Origin of the sequence: Nonomuraea sp. NPDC049655 (genome assembly GCF_044465465.1) — a bacterium.
GTDB lineage: Bacteria > Actinomycetota > Actinomycetes > Streptosporangiales > Streptosporangiaceae > Nonomuraea.
In genome coordinates, this window is sequence record NZ_JBITLS010000010.1 from 35,387 (window position 1) to 51,654 (window position 16,268).

General features: G+C 72.1%; 15 protein-coding genes. 10 read left to right on the forward strand and 5 right to left on the reverse strand.

Translation table 11 applies throughout. The features are described from left to right. Positions 1-4: 4 nt before the first annotated feature. From ACIBQ6_RS29845 to ACIBQ6_RS29865, 5 genes are all read left to right on the forward strand, one after another. The gene (locus ACIBQ6_RS29845; RefSeq protein ID WP_358285834.1) at positions 5-439 is read left to right on the forward strand and encodes a helix-turn-helix domain-containing protein; all 435 of its coding nucleotides are present in this window, start codon (positions 5-7) and stop codon (positions 437-439) included. Positions 440-584: 145 nt separating this feature from the next. Then, positions 585-1,244 carry a sensor domain-containing protein gene (locus ACIBQ6_RS29850; protein ID WP_397215940.1) on the forward strand — a complete coding sequence of 220 codons (660 nt, stop codon included), beginning with the start codon at positions 585-587 and terminating at the stop codon, positions 1,242-1,244. A gap of 57 nt (positions 1,245-1,301) precedes the next feature. Continuing rightward, positions 1,302-2,333 carry a DUF559 domain-containing protein gene (locus tag ACIBQ6_RS29855; RefSeq protein WP_397215942.1) on the forward strand — a complete coding sequence of 344 codons (1,032 nt, stop codon included), beginning with the start codon at positions 1,302-1,304 and terminating at the stop codon, positions 2,331-2,333. Between the two features lie 3 nt (positions 2,334-2,336). Then, positions 2,337-2,972 carry a hypothetical protein gene (locus tag ACIBQ6_RS29860; protein ID WP_358285825.1) on the forward strand — a complete coding sequence of 212 codons (636 nt, stop codon included), beginning with the start codon at positions 2,337-2,339 and terminating at the stop codon, positions 2,970-2,972. Then, entirely contained in the window at positions 2,954-6,094 is a 3,141-nt protein-coding gene (locus ACIBQ6_RS29865; RefSeq protein WP_397215944.1) for a helicase HerA domain-containing protein, read from the forward strand. The genes ACIBQ6_RS29860 and ACIBQ6_RS29865 overlap by 19 nt, the downstream gene beginning before the upstream one ends. A 97-nt stretch (positions 6,095-6,191) precedes the next feature. Here ACIBQ6_RS29865 and ACIBQ6_RS29870 read toward each other — a convergent pair whose 3' ends face one another. From ACIBQ6_RS29870 to ACIBQ6_RS29885, 4 genes are all read right to left on the reverse strand, one after another. Then, positions 6,192-7,271 (reverse strand): hypothetical protein, encoded by a 1,080-nt coding sequence (locus ACIBQ6_RS29870; protein ID WP_397215946.1) that lies wholly within the window; start codon positions 7,269-7,271, stop codon positions 6,192-6,194. Beyond that, the gene (locus ACIBQ6_RS29875) at positions 7,268-8,317 is read right to left on the reverse strand and encodes a TOMM precursor leader peptide-binding protein (RefSeq protein ID WP_397215948.1); all 1,050 of its coding nucleotides are present in this window, start codon (positions 8,315-8,317) and stop codon (positions 7,268-7,270) included. Before ACIBQ6_RS29875 ends, ACIBQ6_RS29870 begins: the two co-directional genes overlap by 4 nt. A gap of 228 nt (positions 8,318-8,545) precedes the next feature. Further along, complete coding sequence (locus ACIBQ6_RS29880; protein ID WP_358285813.1) at positions 8,546-9,115, reverse strand: dienelactone hydrolase family protein; 570 nt, start codon at positions 9,113-9,115, stop codon at positions 8,546-8,548. A gap of 130 nt (positions 9,116-9,245) precedes the next feature. Next, positions 9,246-10,907: an endo-1,4-beta-xylanase gene (locus tag ACIBQ6_RS29885; protein ID WP_397215950.1), complete on the reverse strand. Its 1,662-nt coding sequence runs from the start codon at positions 10,905-10,907 to the stop codon at positions 9,246-9,248. Positions 10,908-11,169: 262 nt separating this feature from the next. Here ACIBQ6_RS29885 and ACIBQ6_RS29890 point away from each other — a divergent pair, with 262 nt between their 5' ends. The 4 genes from ACIBQ6_RS29890 (at position 11,170) to ACIBQ6_RS29905 (ending at position 15,284) form a co-directional block, all read left to right on the forward strand. Then, positions 11,170-12,831 carry a class I adenylate-forming enzyme family protein gene (locus ACIBQ6_RS29890; protein ID WP_397215952.1) on the forward strand — a complete coding sequence of 554 codons (1,662 nt, stop codon included), beginning with the start codon at positions 11,170-11,172 and terminating at the stop codon, positions 12,829-12,831. A gap of 220 nt (positions 12,832-13,051) precedes the next feature. Continuing rightward, positions 13,052-13,456, forward strand: coding sequence for a hypothetical protein (locus tag ACIBQ6_RS29895; protein ID WP_397165435.1), 405 nt, complete (start codon positions 13,052-13,054; stop codon positions 13,454-13,456). Positions 13,457-13,520: 64 nt separating this feature from the next. Further along, positions 13,521-13,880, forward strand: a complete 360-nt coding sequence (locus ACIBQ6_RS29900; protein WP_397215954.1) for a nuclear transport factor 2 family protein — start codon at positions 13,521-13,523, stop codon at positions 13,878-13,880. 96 nt (positions 13,881-13,976) lie between these two features. After that, complete coding sequence (locus ACIBQ6_RS29905) at positions 13,977-15,284, forward strand: MFS transporter (protein ID WP_397215956.1); 1,308 nt, start codon at positions 13,977-13,979, stop codon at positions 15,282-15,284. 38 nt (positions 15,285-15,322) lie between these two features. On the opposite strand, the gene ACIBQ6_RS29910 is transcribed toward ACIBQ6_RS29905, so the two are convergent. Then, positions 15,323-15,556, reverse strand: coding sequence for a hypothetical protein (locus tag ACIBQ6_RS29910; protein WP_358285799.1), 234 nt, complete (start codon positions 15,554-15,556; stop codon positions 15,323-15,325). Between the two features lie 80 nt (positions 15,557-15,636). On the opposite strand from ACIBQ6_RS29910, the gene ACIBQ6_RS29915 reads away from it, so the two are divergent. After that, a complete protein-coding gene (locus tag ACIBQ6_RS29915) occupies positions 15,637-16,245 on the forward strand; it encodes a Uma2 family endonuclease (RefSeq protein WP_397215958.1) in 609 nt (202 codons plus the stop codon). Positions 16,246-16,268 lie beyond the last annotated feature (23 nt).

The following is a 16,268-nucleotide window of genomic DNA, read 5'->3' on the forward strand; positions in this document are numbered from 1 at the left end:
GGCCTTGTCCCGCCCGAGAGAGTGCTCGATCGCCAACGCGCTGGCCGTCGTGGGCGAGCGGTGGAGCCTGCTGGCGATGCGCGAGATCATGCTCGGGGTGCGCCGCTTCGACCAGATCGCCCGCAACACCGGCGCCAGCCGCGACATCCTCACCGCCCGGCTGCGCAAGCTGGTCGAGGTGGGCCTGCTGGAGCGGGTGCCGTACGAGCGGCACCCGCCGCGCCACGAGTACGTCCTCACCGAGTCGGGCCAGGCCCTGCACACGGTCCTGCTCGCCCTGATGGACTGGGGCGACCGGTACGTCACCGAGGGCGAGCCGCCCACCGTGTGGCGCCACTCGTGCGGCGAGCCCCTGGAGCCGCTCACGGTGTGCGCGCACTGCCGGGAGCCGGTGCGTCCACAGGAGCTGACCGTGATCCGGGTGGACCAGCCGCGGTAGCGGAACGGCCGTCCTGATGGACCGACCGCAGTAGCGGGACCGTCTTCCCAGGGTCCGCCGGGGGTCGTGGTAGGGCCTGCCCTACCACGCAATGGCCCGCCGCCAGGATCGAGCGCTCCCCCGCCGGGCCCGTAGCGTCGTAGCCATGACAACCCTCCGGCACCGCGTCGCCACCGACACCCGTTACACCCTGCTCGGCCTCCCCGCGGCCGCCGCCTCCTTCACCCTCGCCGTCGCCGGAGTCTCGGCCGGTCTCGGCTCGGCGGTCGTGTTCGTCGGGCTGCCCGTCCTGGCCGCCACCGCCGCCATGGCCCGCCACTTCGCCGACCTGGAGCGCGCCGCGCTCCCCGGAGTGCTCGGCCACCCGATCGCCCGCCCCCGCTACGCGCAGACCCCCGCGGGGGCGGGTTCCTTCCGCCGCATGATGAACCCGCTGGCCTCCGGCCAGGCGGCGATGGACCTGCTGCACGCGATCATCACCTTCCCTGTCTCGCTGGCCGCCGCCGTCGTGAGCGCGGTGTGGTGGGCGGGCGCGCTGCTCGGCCTGACCTTCCCGGTCTACGGCTGGGCGATCGCCGCGATCCCCGGCGTGGACGGCGGCCTGCCCGCCCTGCTCGGCCTCGGCACCGGAACCGTGCCGTTCGTGGTGTTCAACACGGCGGTGGGCCTGCTGTTCGCGCTCACGCTCGTCCCGGTGGTGCGGACGGCGGCCCTGGTGAAGGCGAGCGTGTCCCAGGCCCTGCTGACCCGCGCCCACGTCCCGTCCGTGGAGGGCGCCTCCCCGGTCTGGGTGACAGCCCGCTAGGGACGGGGCTACCCTCCCAAGTGCCGACGTTTCCGATCTTGTGAGGGCAGGGAAGCCGTGCCGTCGTGGGCAGAGCTGCCGATCGGCCAGGTGGTTCGGCTCGACGCCGACCCCGACGCCGTGGCGCTGGCCCTCGATCCCCTGCCGGACGACGCCCCGGCCGTCGTCACCTACTTCGCCGCCGGGGAACGTTCCGTCGCCGACCTGGCCGCCTCCGTCCTGCGCGAGCTGGACAAGGCGGCCATCGCGCTGTTCCCGGCCTGGTTACCGGGTGCCGAGGGCATCGAGGGCCCGTCCGGGGTGAACGTGGCCGCGGTCCAGGCGCTGGCCCTGCGCAGGGCCTCGGTGACCGGCCACTTCGGGCCGTTCCTCGCCGAGCTGGCCCGGCGGGCGCTGACGGGCGCACCCAGCGCTCTGGCGCCGGAGGTCCGGGCGGCGGGGCTGGCCAGGGTGCTGGCCGACAGCTTCGGCCGGGCCCGGCTGGCGGTCCTGGTGCGGGTGCCGGACGGGCTCGGCGCGGCGGCCCGGGAAGTGCTGGTCGCCGGGTGCGAGTGGCTGGCGCACCGGGGCCGGGCCGGCGTCTGGCTGGCGGGCGCGCCCCTGCACGACGACCGCGTGCGGACGATCACCACCCCGCTCCCTGCGAACCCGCTCCCGGCAGCTGCAGTTGGCGCCCGCGAAGCCGTCCCGGTTCCCGCGACCGCCGATCGGGCGCCCGCCGTCGCATATCCGCCGGTGGCGGGCAGGCCGCATCCGGGCAGCGCGAGCGAGCGGGCGCTGGAGGCCGCCTTGTCCGCGCGGGCGTGGGCCGGGGGCCGGGCCTGGAACCAGACGTACCGGCCGGGGCCGCTGGCCGTGCCGATCCGGGTGGACCTGCTCTGGGAGCGGGAGCGGTGCGTCGTGGAGATCGACGGCCCCGACCACCGGGCGCCGGCCAAGTTCGCCGCGGACCGGCAGCGGGACGTGCTCCTGCAACTCGACGGTTACGCCGTGCTGCGCTTTCCCGATGCTCAGGTGATGACTGACATGGACACCGTCGTCCGTCAGATCGGCCAGTTTCTGCGGAACCGCCGCAGAGCGGAAGGATGAGATATGCCGGACAAAGGGCTGACCCTGCCCGAGTTCACTGCCCTGCTGGTGCTGGCCGTCGAAGCCCGCGAGGTCTCCAACAGCGAGCTCAAGGAGCGCTACAAGCTGACCATCGACGGTCAGCGGCGGCTGAAGCTCAACGAGCTGAAGCTGGTGGAGAGCCACCGGCCCAGGCGCGGCCGCGCCTTCGTGCACGTGCTCACCGACTCCGGGTGGGCCAGGCTGGCCGAGGACCTGCGGGCGGGGGCGATCCCGCCGCAGACCGGCTCGTCGGGGGCCATCGCGCGGGCCCTGCTCGAATGGCTGCCCCGGTTCATGCGGCGCACCGACCAGCGGCTGTCGGAGATCTTCCAGCCGGAGCCGGACGTCGTTCCCGCCGGCCTGGAGTCCCGCATCCGGGCCGCGTACGCCGAGCTGGCCGCCGCGCCCGGCTCGTGGGTGAGCCTGACCCCGCTCCGGCGGCTGCTCCCCGCCGTGCCGAAGCACGAGGTGGACGAGACGCTCGTCCTGATGGAACGCCTCCCGGACGTGAACCTGGTCCCGGAGTCGAACCAGAAGACGCTCACGCCCGAGGACCGCGAAGCGGCGGTGATCATAGGCGGGCAGGACAAGCATCTGCTGTGGATCGGCGAGCTGTGAGCGGCGGCGGCATCGCAGACCTGGCCGCGCTGACGTTCAACTACACCGAGGGCGCCGACGACGTGTGGCGCCGCTCCCCCTTCCACGTCGAGGGCCTGCACGGCGCGTCGACGAAGATCCTCCTCGACGGGCTGGCCGAGGCCGCCCACCGGCCCGAGAGCAGCCCCATCGGCGTGGTCGTGCAGGGCCAGCGCGGCACCGGCAAGACCCACCTGCTCGGCTGGCTGCGCGAACGCGCCCAGCGCGAGGACGGCTACTTCGTCCTGGTCGGCCTGCTGGACGCCAAGGGGTTCTGGGAGAGCATCGTGGTCTCCCTGCTGGACAGCCTCTCCCGGCCCCGCCACGACGGGCAGACACAGCTCACCGTGCTCCTGGACCGCCTGGCCATCATGGCGGGGCTGTCCCGCATGGCCCGCCGCTCGATCACCGGCAAGCGCGGCCTCACCCGGGACGAGCTGGACGCCTTCGTCACCGCGTTCCGCCGCGTCGGGGGCCAGGTCGGCCGCGACAGCCAGGACGCCGCGCGCGCCCTGGTCCTGCTGGCCGGCGACGATCCCGGGCTGCAGGACCTCGGGGAGTCGTACCTGTCGTCGGCGCCCGAGGGCGAGCCGGGCGAGCGGGCCCGCTGGGGCATCCGGCAGCTCGCGCGCACGCCGCAGGAGATCGTCAGGGACCTCTCGCGGCTGATGGCGCTCACCGGCCCCACGATCGTCGCGGTGGACCAGATCGACCCGCTCGTCGCCCAGTCCCGGGTCACCACCTCCGGCCGCGCCGGGCACGACCCGGCCGAGCAGCTCATGATCGAGCGCATCGCGGGCGGCCTGATGGCGCTGCGCGAGGTCACCCGCCGGACGTTGACGGTGGTGACCTGCATCCCGGCCACGTGGGCGCTCATCGAGCAGGTCGCGGTCGACACCGTGCGCGACCGCTTCCGCCAGGCGGTCCCGCTCATGACCATCCCCGACGCGGCCACCGCCCGCTCCCTGGTCGCCACGCGCTTCGAGGTGCAGTACGGCGAGGCGGACGTCAAGCCGCCTTACCCGACATGGCCGGTCCGGCCGGAGGCGTTCGAGCAGGCGCCCGGGTTCACCCCGCGCGAGCTGCTCATCCGGATCGACCGGCACGTCCGCGCCTGCCTGCTGGACGGCGAGGTCAGGGAGCTGACCGGGTTCGCGGCGGAGACGGCGCCGCGTCCCGCCGACCACGCCGGCCCTGTCGCGGCGGCCGGCGCCGCCGATCTCACCGCGCTCGACGCCCGCTTCGCCGAGCTGCTGGCGACCGCGCAGGCTCCGGTGATCGACCAGGCCAGTGAGGACACGGCGATGCCCGCGCTGCTGGCCGCCGGGCTGTCCGCGTGGATCGCCGAGCAGGGTGACGCCGGCCGGGCCTTCAGCCTGGACCCGCCGCCGAGCGCCAAGCCCCCGCTGCACGCCCGGCTGCGCCGCACGCTCGACGAGAGCAGGGAGGACGAGGTCCACTGGGCCTTCCGCGCGGTCAGCGCGACGCACGGCAACGCGGCGCTGAACCGCCTCCGCAAGGCGTGCGTGGCGGCCGGGCTCGACGCGGAGGTGCCCAAACGGCGGTTGTTCCTGCTGCGCGACACCCCGTGGTCGCCAGGGCCGGCGACGCGGGAGGCGATCGCGGCGTTCGAGCGGGCGGGCGGCAGGACGCTGCGGATGAGCCGCCAGGACCTGCTGGTCCTCGCCGCGCTGCGCGCCCTGGTCGCGGAGAGCCCGCCGGACCTGGCCGCCTGGCTCGCCGCGCGGCGGCCGACGTCCGGGATCGGCTTCCTCACCGAGGCATTGGCCGACGCGTGGAGCGTTCCCGCCGTACCGGCCCCCGAGATCCCCGTCGCGGCGCGGAGCCAGGACGGCGGCGACCAGGACCGCTCCCTGACGATCGGGCGGCGGATCGCGGACGGCGAGCCGGTGCGGATCGCGCTGGAGGCGCTGCGCAAGCACACCTCGATCTTCGCCGGTTCCGGCTCGGGCAAGACCGTGCTGATCAGGCGGCTGGTCGAGGAGTGCGCGCTGCGCGGCGTCTCCTCGATCGTGCTGGACCCGAACAACGACCTGGCCCGGCTGGACGAGCCGTGGCCCGAGCCGCCGCGCACGTGGGCGGAGGGCGACGCCCGCCGCGCCGAGGAGTACCTGGCGGCCACCGAGGTCACCGTCTGGACGCCGGGACGGACGGGCGGACGCCCGCTGAGCTTCCAGCCGCTGCCCGACCTGGCGAGCCTGGCCGGCGACCCCGACGAGTTCGCCGAGGCGGTCGAGGCCGCGGTCGCGTTCATCGTGCCGCGGGTCAGGCTGGACGCCAACACCGAAAAGGCGCTGCGCGGGCAGGCCGTGCTCAGGCGGGCCCTGGCCGCCTACGGAGGTGGCGGCGCGACCAGTCTGAGAGGGTTCGCGGCGTACCTGGCCGACCTGCCCGACGGGGTGAGCGAGCTGGCCAGCGCCCGGCGCATCGCGGCCGACCTGTCCCAGTCGCTGACCGCGGCGATGGACAACGACCCGCTGTTCGGCGGGGCCGGCGAGCCGGTCGATCCCGGGTTGCTGGTGACGCCGCCGCCGGGCCGGCGGGCCCGCGTCTCGGTGATCAGCCTGGCCGGGCTGCCGGGCCTGGAGCAGCGGCAGAGCTTCGTCAGCCGGCTGCAGATGGAGCTGTTCGTCTGGTTCAAGCGGCACCCGGCCCAGGACCGTCCGCTGGGCGCGCTGTTCGTCATGGACGAGGCGCAGACGTTCGCCCCCGCGGTGGGAGGCGCGTCGGTCTCCACCCGCAGCACGGTGCTGCTCGCCTCCCAGGCCCGCAAGTACGGCCTGGGCCTGGTCTTCGCCACGCAGGCGCCCAAGGGACTGCACAACCAGATCCCCGGCAACTGCGCCACGCAGTTCTTCGGCCTGCTGAACGCGCCGATCCAGATCAGCGCGGCCAGGGAGATGGCCCAGTTCAAGGGCGGCGGCGACGTGCCGGACATCTCCCGGCTGGGCGCGGGCGAGTTCTACGTGGCCGGTGAGGGCGGCGGGTTCGCCAAGGCGCGCGTGCCCATGTGCCTGACGCACCACCCGAAGGCGCCGCTCACCACGGAGGAGGTCGTCGCCAGGAGCCGCGGGGGCGCCTGATCGGCACGGTCCCGGCCGCGGAGGGGGCGGCCGAGACCGCGCCGACCTGCGTCGGCCTTCTCAGGAGTACGGGACCGTGCGGCCTGTGTCGGCCTCTTCAGGAGGCCGGGCGGCGGGCCGAGGCGAGCAGGCGGCGGCCCAGGACGGCCAGGTAGAGCGCCCAGCCGGCGCCGACCACGGCCAGAGCGGCGACCGGCTGCCAGCCCGGCAGCTCCTCGACGGCCCGGCGGCACACGGCGACCGTCACCGGGACCGTGTAGAGCGCGAAGAAGGCCAGCCCGAGCACCCGCCCTGCCACGAGGAACCAGGCGTACACCCGGACGCCGCGCGGCGCCGTACGGGTGCGCCGCGCCCGCAGGTACGCCTGCGCGTCGGCCATGAGGTTCTTGTTGCCGCCGGCGTTGGCGATGGCGTAGTAGACGTCGGTGCGCATGAAGAACAGGAACTGCCAGGCGATCTGCGACAGGCAGATGACCACGACCAGCCGCACCACGGGCAGGTCGGCGGCGTACAGGACGCAGGTCCCGGCGCAGGCGAGGAACCAGTCCACCCGCATGCCCGCCAGGTGGGCGCGGTAGCGGGCGCGCCTGGGCACGCCCCAGATGCCGGTGATCCTGGTCTGCACGACGAGGAACTGCAGGCGGGTGCCGAGCGACAGCTCGGCCCGCACGCCGAGCGACCGGGCCGCGGCGATGTGGCCGAGCTCGTGGACCAGCACCAGCAGCCAGGAGCCGGCGGCGAAGGCGACGGTGAAGGTGAGGCTGTCCGACCAGACCAGCGAGGAGAACGACGGCAGCACGCCGGGCCTGGCGACCGCCGCGGCCAGGGCGCACACGGTCAGCGCGGCCAGCACGGCGTGCGCCGGGCGGGAGAACAGCCAGGCCACGTGGCCGGGCCTGATCCGGTCCCACAGGTTGGGCGGACGCCGGGGCCGGCTGAGCAGCCCGGCCGCGCCGAGCCCGGTCACGAACTCGGCGACGTCCACGTCCAGACCGCGTTCGGCCAGCACCAGGGCGCGGGCCTCGGCGGCCGTCCTGGTGCCGTCGAGCGCCTCGACCACGGCCGCCGCCACGCCGGGCACGTTGACGAACGTCTCGCCGTTGCCGATGACGTAGTCGTCCGGGCCGTCGGCCACCACGCTGAGGAACGACAGGTCCGTCAGCGGCTCGGCCTTCACCCGCACACCTCGCAGCCGTCGCGGCGGTCGAAGTCGTAGGCCGTGGTGGTCAGCGTGAGCAGGTCGAGCCAGAGGCTGCGGCCCTCGACGGCGGGGTCGCCGGTGCCGGTCAGGAAGCGGATCACCTCGGACGCGAGCATGCCCGACACGATCCCGCACAACGGCCCGAACGACGGGATGGCCCGTCCGGGGTTGTCGTTGGCCGGCAGGACGGTGGCGCCGTACCGCGCGGCCAGGGCGGCCTCCTGGCAGGCCAGGCAGCCGGTCTTGCCGGGCACGACCAGCGGGCCGAGCAGGCCGACGTGCTGGTTGAAGCCGCCGGTGACGAACGGCGTGCCGGCCCGCACGCAGGCCTCGTTGACCCAGCGGCGGATGTGCGGCTGCGGGGTGTCGACGGTGTTGACCACGAGGTCGGCGTCGGTGACGACGTCGGAGGGTCCGGTGATGCGCCGCTCGACGCGGGTGACGCGGACGTCCGGGCAGTGCTCGCGCAGCCGGCGGGCGGCCGCGGCCGTCTTGGGCTGGCCGAGGTCGCGGACGGTGTAGAGGTGCTGGCGGTGCAGGTTGCCGATCTCGACGCGGTCGTCGTCGAGCAGAGTCAGGCGGCCGACGCCGGAGGTGGCGAGGTGCAGGGCGACCTGGCCGCCGATCGCGCCGGCGCCGAGCACCGCCACGTGCCGGCCGGCGAGGTCTCCGAGCGCGGCCACGGCCCGGTCGGCCGGCTGGAACATGGCCATGAACAGCGCGAACCTGGACAGCCTGGCGTCGGCGGCGAGTGTGACGAGCTCCGTGTCGGTGACCAGGAAGCGGGCCGCGCGCAACTGTTCGACGGCCGAGTCGATCTCGGCGGGGGTGAGGTCGTCGAGGAGGTCGTACAGGTCGGACTGCTCGACGGGGGTCTCGGCGCACAGGCGCAGCAGGCGGCGCAGGGGTGGCGGCGCCGGGTCGAGGATCTGGCCGGTCGGGGGGAAGTCGCCGAGCCGTACGCGCCCGCGGGCGTCGTCGATGAACAGGGGGAAGACCGGATTCACCTGAATCCTGGGCATGAAGGCGGCTCCCGGGCGAGTGAGGGCCTCCCGCGGGGTCGGGCCGCGTCGCGGGAGGCCCGAAGAGGTCAGCAGCTGTTGCTGTTTCCGGTGGTCTCGACTTCTTCGACCTTCTTGATCTCGATCGTCATGAGCGATCCTTCCGTCGATCTTGATGGGCCGATGAGATCATAAAGTAAAGATCGCCCCTTTTGATAGACCCAAGTACGAAATATCCGCGAAATCGTCTTATATCCGCGCAATAAAGTCGCGGGATCGTTTCCACATAAGCGCCGCCGACTCTTCGGAGTAACCGGGAAGATCGGGATCGGCGAACAAGTGCACATTTCCCGGATAAATGAAGCACTCGAATAACGGCCCGAGCTCCGTCCGCAGGCTGCGGACGTCACCGGCGTCCACCCACGGGTCGCCCTCCGCGTAGTGGAGCTGCACCGGCACCGAGACCGGCCACCCCTCCGCGCTCACCTCGGCCACGGCCGCGCAGCCGTGGTAGAGCAGCAGCCCCCGGGCCAGCGGGTGCGTGGCGGCCAGGAGCTGGGCCCCGAACCCGCCCAGCGAGAACCCGGCGAACACGACCGGTCCGCGCACCTGCGCGGCGATCTCCCGCCAGCGGCGCGCGAGCTCGTCGAAGCCGATCGCGTCCCGTTTGCGCAGTCCGGATTCGAGGTCGTCGAAGACCTCGCCGTCGTAGTAGTCGGGCGTGCGCACGACGTGCCCGCCCGCGCGAAGCGCCTCCGCGGCCCCTATTACCCCCGGTCGCAGGCCCTGTGCGGAGTGCAACAGGATGATCTCTGCCATGTGCACTGTGTACCACCGCGCGCAGGCCCCACCAAGGGCCCCGTTCGGGCACCCTCCCGTGCCCCCGCCCGTGCCCCCGCCGCGCGGGTCCCCGGGCGGTGGCCATGTCCGCCCGGGGAGGTTGCGCGGGTCAGGCGCAGGTGTAGGCGGACGGCGTCGCGGTGTCGCCGCCCGGCCTGCTGACCTGGAACCCGAAACTGGTGCTCGCGCCGGGCGCGAGCGTGCCGTTGTACCCGGCGTTCCTGGCCGTGACGCTCTGCCCGCTGACGGTGACGGCGGCGTTCCAGGAGCCGGTCAGGGTGTGCCCGGCGGGCAGGGTGAAGGTGACCGTCCAGCCGTTGATCTGGGACGTGCCGGTGTTGGTGACGGTCACGGGCTGGATGACGTACCCGCCGCTCCACTGGGTCTGCACGGTGCCCGCGGCGGTGCAGCCGCCTCCGCCGCCCCCGGTGAGGGTGGTGAAGGTGGCCGACGGGGACTCGCCGGACAGGTTGCCCGCGCCGTCGCGCGCCCGCACGTAGACCTGGTACTGGGTGCCCGCGGTCAGGCCGGTCAGGTTGATGCTGTTGCCGGTGGACTGGCCGAGCCGGGTGTCGGTGCTGCCCTGCTCGCGGTAGACGTCGTACCCGGCCAGGCCGCTGCCGCCGGTGTCGGTGGAGGCGGCCCAGGTGAGGGTGGCCGAGCTCGCGGTGACGTTGCCCGCCGTGGGGGTGCCCGGCGTGCTGGGCGGGGTGGTGTCGGTGCCGGCGCCGCCGGCCAGGGCGTCGTGCACGGCGGTGTACGACGGCTTCTGCTGGTAGCTCTCGTTGTAGATCAGCGCGGCGCCCTGGCCGGGGAAGGTGTCGGGCACCCAGGAGTACTTGTCGGTGAAGCCCCAGATCGTCACGCCCTGGCAGGCGGTCACCGCGAGGCAGGCGTTGACGACGTTGCGGTAGTAGGTGGCCTGGGTGGCGTCCTTGGTGGCGTCCCTGGGGGTCTGCATGCGCACGTCCAGCTCGGTGATCCGGACCTGGACGCCGAGGGCGGCGAAGCGCTGCAGGTTCTGCTGGAAGTCGCTGGGGAAGCCGTACTGGATGGCCAGGTGGGACTGGAAGCCGACGCAGTCGATCGGCACGCCCTGCTGGCGCAGCGAGGAGACCAGGTTGTAGATCGCCGTGCTCTTGGCGTTGATGCCCTCGGTGTTGTAGTCGTTGATGCACAGCTTGGCGTCGGGGTCGGCGGCGCGCGCGGCGCGGAAGGCGTCGGCGATGTAACCCGAGCCCAGCGTGTTGTACCAGAACGACGTGCGCAGGTTGCCGTTGTCCTCGAAGACCTCGTTGACCACGTCCCAGGAGACGACGGCCGGGTTGTCGGCGAAGTGGCCGACGACGTTGGCGATGTGGTTCTGCATGGCCGCGCGCATCGCGGTCGCGCTCAGGCCCTGCACCCAGCCCGGCGTCTGGTTGTGCCACACGAGGGTGTGGCCGTGCACCTGCTGGTCGTTCTGGGCGGCGAAGGCGACGATCGCGTCGGCGCCTGAGTAGGTGAACTGGCCCTGGCTGGGCTCGGTGGCGTCCCACTTCATCGCGTTCTCGGGGGTGACCTGGCTGAACTCGGTCGCCGCGATGGTGCGGTAGGAGGTCTCGCCGGACAGCGGGGTGGTGGCTAGCGCCGTGCCGATGAACTTGCCCTTGGCGGACGCGTGCGCGCGCAGGGGCGCCGAGGCGTCGGCCGCGGTGGCGGGGAGGAGGAATGCTGCGAGAATGCCCAGCAGCGCGAGGACTCTGACGGACAGGGACGAGAGCACGGGCATCTACCTCCGGAGGCAGGCACTCGGTTCCGAAACTTTTCGATCCCCAGCGGATCGCATCGCAGACGGTATTGACATGCATGAGAGCGGTCAATGCCGATCGCGCGCCGCCGCCAAAAGAGCAGTTGACGGGCGAAAAATATCGGCCTCCACATGAAACTTTCACGGACACCTGTCCCCAGGGTTTTGGCTGCTCTAGCGCGACGTACCTACCGGTCGGTACTGTGAAAGTCCAGAAGAATCGTCTGATGCGGGAGTTCTGCGCATGTCCCTTTCGCACGCCCAGGTCCAAGCCCAGCTCACCGGCCCCGGCCAGCTTTTCGAGACCGAGGAGATCGGCGACACCGGGGTACGCACGTGGAAGCACGCGCCGGCACACTTCCGCGCCCTGCTGGAGACCAGCAGGTTCCACGGCGAGCAGGTCTTCCTGGCCTACGAGGACGAGCACACCACCTTCGAGGAGCACTTCCGCCGCGCCGCCACCCTCGCCCGCCGCCTGGTCGAGGAGTACGGCGTCACCAAGGGCGACCGCGTCGCCATCGCCATGCGCAACTACCCGGAATGGGTGGTCTCGTTCTCGGCCGCGCTGGCCGCCGGAGCCATCGCCGTACCGCTGAACGCCTGGTGGACGGAGGCCGAGCTGGCCTACGGCGTGCACGACTCGGGGGCCAAGGTGCTGATCGCCGACGGCGAGCGGGCCGTCAGGCTGGCCTCCACGGGCGTGCCGATGATCGTGACCAGGGGCGAGGCGCCCGAGGGCGCGCGGTCGTTCGGCGACGTGCTGGGCGAGGTCACGGCGGACGTGCGGCTGCCCGACGTCGAGCTGTCCCCCGAGGACCCGGCGACGATCTTCTACACCTCCGGCACCACCGGCCGGCCCAAGGGCGCGCTGGGCAGCCACCGCAACCTCGGCCAGTCCCCCATGACCGTGGCCTACGGCCTCGTCCGCTCGGTCACCATGGCCGGCAAGGACGCGGGCGAGGCGGCGAGCGTGCGCCGGGTGACGCTGCTGACCGTGCCGCTGTTCCACGTCACCGGCTGCTTCTCCGCCATGATCACCTCGATGTTCACCGGCGGCGGCGTGGTGCTCATGTACAAGTGGGACCCCGAGCAGGCGCTGCGGCTGATCGAGCGGGAACGCGTCACCACGATGATCGGCGTGCCGACCAACGCCTGGCAGCTCATGTCGCACCCCGACTTCGGCAAGTACGACCTGTCGTCGCTGACCACCCTCGGCTACGGCGGCGCCCCCGCCCCGCCCAAGCTGCTGGAGCGCATCACCACGAACCTGCCCGACCGCGCCCCCTCCAACGGCTACGGCATGACCGAGACGACCGCCCTGGCCATCGGCAACGGCGGCGCCGAGTACCACGCCAGGCCCGACAGCATCGGCATGCCCTCGGCCGTCGTGGACGTGCGCGTCGTGGACCCCATGGGCGCCGAGCTGCCCGCCGGCGAGGTGGGCGAGCTGTGCGTGCGCGGCCCGAACGTGATCATGGGCTACTGGAACCAGCCCGAGGCCACGGCGCAGACGTTCGTGGACGGCTGGCTGCACACCGGCGACCTGGCCAGGATCGACGAGGAGGGCTTCGTCTACATCGTGGACCGCGCCAAGGACATGGTGATCAGGGGCGGCGAGAACGTCTACTGCGCCGAGGTCGAGGCCGCCCTGTTCGAGCACCCGGCGGTGGACGACGTGGCGGTGATCGGCGTCCCGCACGACGAGCTGGGCGAGGAGGTGGGCGCGGTGATCCGGCCGGCGGCTGGCCAATCGGTCACGGCCGAGGAGCTGCGCTCGTTCCTGGCGGACCGGATCGCCAAGTTCAAGATCCCGGCGCACGTGTGGTTCCGCGAGGGCGAGCTGCCCCGCAACCCCGGCGGCAAGATCCTCAAGACCCACCTGCGCCGCGAGGTCCTCGGCTCCTGACCCGTCGGGAGACCCCGCAACCGGAACGCCACTCCCGGACCCCGCACCCTCCCGAAACCCCTCCGGGGCGCCTCCGCAAGGGGGCGCCCCGTTCTTTTTCTCCGGAGAACCCGCAGGTCGGCGGCCGGTTCGCGGACTTCATTACCTGGCGCGTAATCGCGGCCCCTACGCCCCGGCTGACATCGTTCAAGTGTCGCAACCAGCACTTGAAGGAGCCAAGATGACCGCCCTCACCGTCACCGCCGACCGGACCAGGTTCCTGCGCCTCGCTCTTGTTGCGGACGCCGTCGTCACCGGCGTCAACGGGCTGGTCTACCTGGCCCTGGCCGGCCCCGCGAGCGACCTGCTCGGCCCGGGCGCGGGCCTGCTGCGCGAGATCGGGATCTTCCTGCTCGTGTACGGCGCCGCCGTCGGCCTGCTGGCCTCCCGCCCCGCGATCAACCCGGCCGCCGTCAAGGCCGTCATCGGCCTGAACATCGCCTGGACCCTGGGCAGCGTGGCCGCCGTCGTGACCGGCGCGCTCGAGTTCAGCACGCTCGGCGCGGTCTGGGCCATCGCCCAGGCCCTGGTCGTGGGGCTGTTCGCCGAGCTGCAGATCACCGGCCTGCGCAAGGCCCGCCGCTGACGCCTCTCCTGAGAACCGTCTCCTGAGAACCGTTGAAAGAACTTCTGAAGAAAGTGAGATCATCATGACCGCCGAACTCGTCGAGCGCTACATCGCCGCCTGGAACGAGACCGACGCCGACGCCCGCGCCAAGGCCGTCGCCGAGCTGTGGACCGAGGACGCGACCTACACCGACCCGATGGCCGACGTGGCCGGGCACGCCGGGATCGCCGCCATGATCGAGGGCGCGCAGGGCATGTTCCCCGGCCTGGTGTTCACGCCGGGCGAGGTGTTCGACGCCCACCACCACATCGCCCGCTTCACCTGGCACCTGGGCCCGGCCGGCGAGGAGCCCCTGGCCGTCGGCTTCGACGTGGTCGAGCTGGCCGAGGACGGCCGGATCCGCAGGGTCCTCGGCTTCCTCGACAAGGTGCCCGCCGCCTGACCTCCCTCCCGCGAAGGCCCCCGGTTCCCCCCGGGGGCCTTCGCCGTCCCTAAATGATTTGCCCTCGTCGCGGACGTCGTCGGACAATCAGACTTCGTGCCCGCACCACTCATGCGCCTGCTCCGTCATCTCTCCCCCGACCTGAGCCCGCTGCGCGACTCCCGCGACTACCGCCTGCTGTTCGGCGCGGGCGTCGTCACCATGTTCGGCACGATGATCACCATGGTGGCGCTGCCGTACCAGATGAAGGAGCTGACCGGTTCCTACGTCGCGGTCGGGATGATGAGCCTGGCCGAGTTCGTGCCGATGGTGGTGTGCGGGCTGTGGGGCGGCGCGATCGCCGACGCGCTCGACCGCCGCCGGATCATCGTGCTGAGCGAGCTGGGCCTGCTGGTCACCACCGCCGCCCTCGTGGTCAACGCGATGCTCCCCCACCCGCAGGTCTGGGTCCTGTACGTGATGGGCGCCCTGTCCACCGGCATCGCCTGCCTGCAGCGTCCGAGCCTGGAGGCGGTGATGCAGCAGGTGGTCCGGCACGATCAGCAGGCCGCGGCGGCGGTGCTGAACAGCCTGCGCTGGAACGTCGGCGCGATCGTCGCCCCGGCGCTGGGCGGCCTGTTGCTGGTGCACCTCGGCACGCACGTCGCCTACGCCATCGACACGGCGACCTTCGTGCTCTCCCTTGCGCTGCTGTGGCGCATCAGGTCGCTGCCGCCCGTCGAGGACGCCGCGCCCGCCTCGCTCAGCTCTCTGGTCGAGGGCGTGCGGTACGCCACCGGCCGCGGCGACCTCATGGGCACGTACCTGGTGGACATCGCGGCCATGGTGTTCGCCATGTCCAACGCGCTGTTCCCGTTCCTGGCCGACGAGCTGGGCTCGCCCGAGTCGCTCGGCCTGCTGTACTCCGCCGCCGCCGTGGGCGCCCTGGCCGCTTCGGTGACCGGCCGCTGGACGGCCCGCGTCCAGCGGCAGGGCCTCGGCGTGATCGTCGCGGCGGCGCTGTGGGGCGTGGCGATGACGCTGACCGCGCTGGCCCCGAGCGTGTGGCTGGTCTTCCTGTGCATCGCGCTGGCCGGCGCGGCCGACATGATCAGCGGCATCTTCCGCACGACGATGTGGAACCAGACCATCCCGCAGGAACTGCGCGGGCGGCTGGCGGGCATCGAGCTGCTGTCGTACGCCAGCGGCCCGATGCTGGGCAACGCGCGCGCGAGCCTGATGGCCAACTTCGGCGGCACCCGCTTCTCGCTCGGCGCGGGCGGCCTGCTGTGCGTGGGCGCCGTCCTGGGCCTGGCCGCCGCCCTGCCCAGCTTCCGCCGCTACGACGCCAGAACCGACGAACACGCGATCGCCGAACGCGCCCGCCGCGTCGAGCAGTCATCCGACCACCCCACCCCGGCCTGACCGGCCGACCGCTCAGCCCCACCGGCGGGGGCGGGACCCTACTCCCGCTCCCGCCAGCCGTCGTACCGCTCCACCAGCTCATCGACCTGGCCGAGGGCCTGCTCGTCGAGCCCCTCCACGACGACGAGCCACTGGGCGTCCTCGGCGTCGTCCTCACCGGCGAGCGTCTCCCGCACCACCCGCGGCACCCCGAGCCCCGGGAACCACTCCCCCAGCGTCTCGGCGACCTCCTCGGCATCCCCACGCTCGCCGAACACCAACAACTCCCTCATGCCCCACATTCTCCCGCGAGTTGAACGCGTGTACGTTCGTTCACCGAGCGTGCACGGAATACATTGGTTAGCGTCGGACCATGACTGCCGAAGCGGTGATTCTCAAGATGGAGTCCTCTTCTTCACTCCCCGACTGGGCCTTCCCCCCGCCGCAGGGCTACGTCGCCGAAGATCTCGATCACATTCCGGATTTGCCTGCGCACACAGAGTTGATAGACGGAAGCTTGGTCTTCGTGAGCCCCCAGCGCGACTTCCATCACACAGTGATCTTCCAGCTCCATCTCCACCTGCGAGAGGCGGCCCCCGAGGGCTACCGTCTTCGCCAGGAGATGAGCGTGAAGCTGGGGCCCAGACAACGGCCTGAACCGGATCTCATCGTCCTAGGCCCCAACGCCGTCATCCAGCAAGACGTCACCTACTTCGACGCCAAAGACGTCCTTCTCGCCGTCGAGGTCGTCTCCCCTGACTCGGTGGTCCGCGACAGGAAGCGCAAACCCACTCTCTACGCCGAGGCAGGCATCCCCCACTTCTGGCGCATCGAAGAAGTCTCGGGCCTGCCGGTGGTCTACGTCTACGAAATCGACCCGGCCACCAACAGCTATGCCAACACCGGCATCCACCACGACCGGCTCAAGCTGACCGCGCCGTTCGACATCGACATCGACCTCACGACGCTTTACACCACATGACAAGGGGGCCGGTACGACAATCC